The organism is Sinomicrobium endophyticum, from assembly GCF_052983315.1.
Genome location: NZ_JBRKIS010000061.1, coordinates 1 through 5,071, shown reverse-complemented (window position 1 = coordinate 5,071; position 5,071 = coordinate 1). Strand labels below are relative to the sequence as shown.

3 protein-coding genes are annotated in these 5,071 nt (G+C 45.9%); all 3 read left to right on the top strand.

The genetic code is table 11. The features are described from left to right. A partial coding sequence (locus ACVBDU_RS21675) for an IS3 family transposase (protein WP_447178419.1) occupies positions 1–781 on the top strand: 781 nt, incomplete at its 5' end. Between the two features lie 178 nt (positions 782–959). Further along, positions 960–1,880 (top strand): sugar phosphate isomerase/epimerase family protein, encoded by a 921-nt coding sequence (locus ACVBDU_RS21670; protein WP_447181782.1) that lies wholly within the window; start codon positions 960–962, stop codon positions 1,878–1,880. Between the two features lie 268 nt (positions 1,881–2,148). Beyond that, positions 2,149–4,848, top strand: a complete 2,700-nt coding sequence (locus ACVBDU_RS21665; RefSeq protein WP_447181781.1) for an alpha-d-galacturonidase — start codon at positions 2,149–2,151, stop codon at positions 4,846–4,848. Positions 4,849–5,071: the final 223 nt, after the last annotated feature.

Below are 5,071 nucleotides of genomic sequence, written 5' to 3'. Positions count from 1 at the left end.
CCACCAGGAACAACTCCGGGTTAGGAATAGTGTTCTGGAAGGCGCAAGGGAGCTTCGTAAGGGCCATCCTCGGCTGGGTTGTAGGAAGCTCTATGCGGAGCTCAAGCCTACCGGGATGGGTCGGGACAAGACCGAGGCCTTATTGCTGAGTCATGGCTTTAGGTTAAAGCGCAAGCGCAACCGTTACCGTACCACTTATGGGGGGAAGCATTGGTATCCTAATCGGATCACTGATTTACAACTAACCGGGATCAACCAGCTTTGGGTGAGTGATATTACCTATATCGCTGTATCGGCTAAGAAGCCTTATTACCTGACCTTGATCCTGGATGTGTACAGTAGGAAAATCAAAGGCTGGAGTTTGTCAGCCACCCTGACCGCAGAGGATACTATAGTTGTAGCTTATAGGGAAGCCCTGGCCACGACTGCTAAAACCGAACGGAAACAACTCATATTTCATTCGGATAAAGGCAGCCAATACGTTTATAAGCGATTAGCTGAGTTACATACAGAAAATCAGGTACAGCCTAGCATGGGCGGTAAAGCCTGGGAGAATGCTCATGCAGAATCTTTAAACGGCATATTAAAAAATGAATATATCGATTTTGACCACTCCCATATCAGTTTAAAACAAGGGAGAATATTGATAAAAAAAATCGTAGAAAAGTACAATTATCAACGTCCACATGGTTCACTAAAAAATATGAAACCTGTAGAATTTGAAACCTTTGTTCAGGGGTTAACCCCTGAACAAAAACCGAGATTTAAGATTAATTATTAACCAGAAAAAAGGCAACCATATTCAGGCATGCCCAAACTTGTAACCTGCAACTTGTAACCTGAAACCTGAAACCTGAAACCTGAAACCTGAAACCTGAAACCTGAAACCTGAAACCTGAAACCTGAAACCTGAAACCTGCAACTTGAAACCTGTAACTTGAAACCAGAAAACCCAAACAATGAAAAACCAGCATAAACAAAACCACCGAAGAGACTTCCTGAAAACCGTTTCCCTGGCTACGGCTGGAATAGTAGTAGTCGGGGCATACGGTAACCCGTTAGAGGCGCTGACCGGAAATATCAAAAAGCAACGGTATAAAATAGCCGTGTGCGATTGGATGATATTAAAAAGACAAAAACTCAGTGCCTTTTCCCTTGCAGAAGAAATACATGCCGATGGTATAGAACTGGATATGGGCGGGCTCGGTTCGAGGGAAACTTTTGAAAGTAAACTGTCCGATCCCGTTATGATAGAACAGTTCCTCGAAACCTCCCGGAATACCGGTGTAGGCATCAGTTCCATAGCCATGTCCGGGTTTTATGCCCAGTCCTTTGCGGAACGTCCTACGGTAGACCGTATGGTACAGGATACGGTAGATACCATGAAAGCCATGAATGTCAACATAGCCTTTTTACCCCTCGGTGTACAGGGCGATATGATAAAACACCCCGAATTGCGCCCCAAAATCGTGGAAAGACTCCGCAGTGCAGGAGAAAAAGCAGGTAAAATAGGTGGGATCATCGCAGTAGAAACCTCTTTTGATGCCACCGAAGAAAAGAAATTCCTGGAAGAAATTAATTCCCTCCATATCAAAAGTTCCTTCAATTTCGCCAATGCCGTAGAGCACGGAAAAGATATTAGCAAGGAACTTCACATACTCGGAAAAAAACATATCGCCCAGATACACTGTTCCAATACCGATGGCGTATGGCTGGAAAACGATAAACAGATAGATATGCCCGAAATAAAAAGAACTCTCGACAAAATGAAGTGGGAAGGATGGCTCATCGTGGAAAGATCAAGAGATGTAAATATGGTAAGGAATGTAAAAGCCAACTACGGTGCCAATGTAGCCTATTTGAAATCGGTATTTCAGTAAGGGGAGATATGAGATTTTAGATGTTAGACGTAAGATTTATGTATGGAAAAAAGAAAAGGCTCCATGGCGCTCGTTTGCAATGAGTGCCTGAAACCCGGGGCTTCGATACATCCCGAACTCCGTTCGGGACACTCAGCCGCCTTCGCTCTGGCTGAAACCTGAAACTTGTAACCCGGTGGCTTCGGTACAACAGCCTGCGGCTGTCACTCAGCCACCTCGTTTTGTAAACTTGCAACCTGCAACTTGTAACCTGTAATATTGAATCAAAATGCAACAAATCCGATCATACAAACCGTACTTTATCCTCATCCTGAGCGTGATATTCCTGTCCTGTTCTCAAAAAAAGCAGGTAACTGTTGTCTACGACGCTGACGCTTCGCCGAGAATAAAATTCGGAGCGGAGAAGCTCCTGGGAGTATTGGAGGAGACAGGTTATAAAACCGGTATTTCATCAGATACCACCTTGCTTTCCGGAAATGTAAAAACCATTTACATCCGGAATGCCGGAGATAGTTCTCTTAAAAAAGAAGGTTTTCGCATTGCAGCGACTAAAAATGGGTTGCGGGTAGAAGGCGCAGACCCTTCCGGGGCCTTATACGGTGCACTGGAAATAGCGGACCGGGTCAAAGAATCCGGTGAGGTAGACTTTACGCTCGATTTCTCCGATGCCCCCGAAATGGTACTTCGCGGTAGTTGTATCGGGGTACAGAAACCCACCTATCTTCCCGGCAGGACCGTATACGAATACCCCTATACCCCGGAAACCTTTCCCTGGTTTTACGATAAAGAGTTGTGGATCGAATATCTCGACAATATGGTAGAAAACAGGATGAACTCCCTTTACCTGTGGAACGGCCACCCGTTTGCTTCCCTGGTAAAGCTGAAAGACTATCCTTTTGCCGTAGAAGTAGACGAAGATACCTTTAAGAAAAACGAGGAGATCTTCCGTTTTCTTACCGAAGAAGCCAACAAAAGAGGGATTTGGGTCATACAAATGTTCTACAACATTATCGTCTCCAAACCTTTTGCCGAGCATTACGATATTAAGACCCAGGACAGGCAGCGGCCTATAACCCCGCTGATAGCCGATTACACCAGGAAATCCATTGCCGCTTTTATAGAGAAATATCCCAATGTAGGGCTGTTGGTAGCCCTCGGCGAAGCCATGAGCGGTAAGGAAACCGATGTAAAGTGGTTTACCGAAACCATCATTCCGGGGGTTAAGGATGGACTTAAAGCGCTGGGCCGTACAGATGAACCGCCTATTATTCTCCGGGCCCATGATACCGACGCGCCGTTGATCATGGAACATGCGTTGCCCCTGTATAATAATCTTTATACAACTCATAAATACAACGGGGAGTCCCTCACTACCTACGAACCTCGTGGCCCGTGGTCCGAAATCCATAAAAAGCTGAGTGAAGCAGGTTCCGTACATATATCCAATGTACATATCCTGGCCAACCTGGAACCTTTCCGTTACGGTTCGCCCGACTTCATTCAGAAAAGTGTACTTGCTATGCATCGTGTTCACGGCGCCAATGCCCTGCACCTGTATCCGCAGGCGTCTTACTGGGACTGGCCCTATACAGCCGACAAAACCGAACCCCGTTTACTGGAAATGGAGCGTGACTGGATATGGTACAAGGCCTGGGCGCGATATGCCTGGAAAAGCGAAAGGAACCGGACAGACGAAATTGCCTACTGGGGCGATATGCTGGCAGACATGTACGGAACAGGTCCGGAACAGGGCAAGGCTATTCTCGATGCCTATGAAGAATCCGGGGAAATAGCCCCCAAAACACTGAGAAGGTTCGGAATTACGGAGGGTAACAGGCAAACCCTGTTGCTGGGTATGCTGGCCAGCCAGCTTGTAAATCCGTATAAATATCATATCTATCCCGGGTTTTACGAATCCTGTGGTCCCGTAGGGGAAAAGCTCATCGAGTATGCCGAAAAGGAATGGAACAGGGAGAAGCATACAGGAGAGACCCCGGTACAGATCATCAGTGAAATTACGGCACATGGCGAAAAAGCGGTCGAAGCCATAGAAAAAGCCGAAGCCGGGGTAACCAAAAACAAGGAAGAATTCCAAAGGCTTAAAAACGACATGTACTGCTACAGGGCCTTTGCCAATTTCTTTTCGTGGAAAGTAAAATCCATGCAGCACGTATTGCGTTACCAGTATTCCGAAAACCTGCCGGACCTGGAAAAAGCTGTAGAGCCGCTGGAAAAGAGTATAGTTTACTATAAAGAATTAGTAGAATTGACTAAAGATAATTATTTGTATGCTAACAGCATGCAAACCGCACAAAGGCGTATACCAATAGGAGGAGACGATGGCAGGCACAAAACCTGGGAAGAAATGCTGCCGCTATACGAAAGAGAACTGGCTAACCTTCAAAGAAACATAGAAAGGCTTAAAGCATCCGAAGACGGAAAACTGCAAAAAGAAGAAGTAAACCCCTGGGTCTCCGCAGAAGTAACGTTGCAACGGGAAGCAAAAAGATATGCGGTAAAGACAGGTCAGCAGGTATATAAAGGAATACCCGTAACGGCGATAGCTGACGAACTTAAAGCGCTCAAAGGCGTATACATATCACAGGAAGAACAGATAGAACGGGGGACACACCTTAAATTTCAGAATGATAAACCCGTAAAGGTCGTGGTCGGGTATTTCAATACCGATCAAAAACGATTTTTATTACCCCCTGTACTCGAAACCAATGCGGCAGGAAACCTACGGGGAGAAGCTGAAGTAGTCATAGCCAACGCAATGGAAGTAAAAGACATGCCGAGAATAAACATACATACCTATAAATTCGATGCCGGGAATAACGAATTGGTGCTGGACAAAGGCCGGGCCCTTATTCTCGGGTTTATAGATGCGGGACAAGAGATCAAAGACCGTGATGCCGGACTCGTCGGGGCAGATGAGAAAAAAGCTATAGATTGGTTGTTTTATTAGTTATTAGGTTATTAGACTATTAAGTTTGTGTTTGACCTGGTGCTCGTTTGTAACGAGTGTCGATTTATCGGGCATCCCGATGATTATCGGGAGTAATGCCCTTTCAGGCGCGTTGCAAACGCACTTTGCAATGGGTACTCGTTTCCGCTTTGCTCAAACGAGCACCAGTTAGGTTTGTGTTTGACCTGGCGCTCGTTTGCAACGAGTGTCGATTTATCGGGCA

Excerpts from the sequence above, each read along its gene's own strand:
- ACVBDU_RS21670 (WP_447181782.1), top strand. The coding sequence starts at position 960 with ATGAAAAACCAGCATAAACAAAACCACCGAAGAGACTTCCTGAAAACC.
- ACVBDU_RS21665 (WP_447181781.1), top strand. The coding sequence starts at position 2,149 with ATGCAACAAATCCGATCATACAAACCGTACTTTATCCTCATCCTGAGC.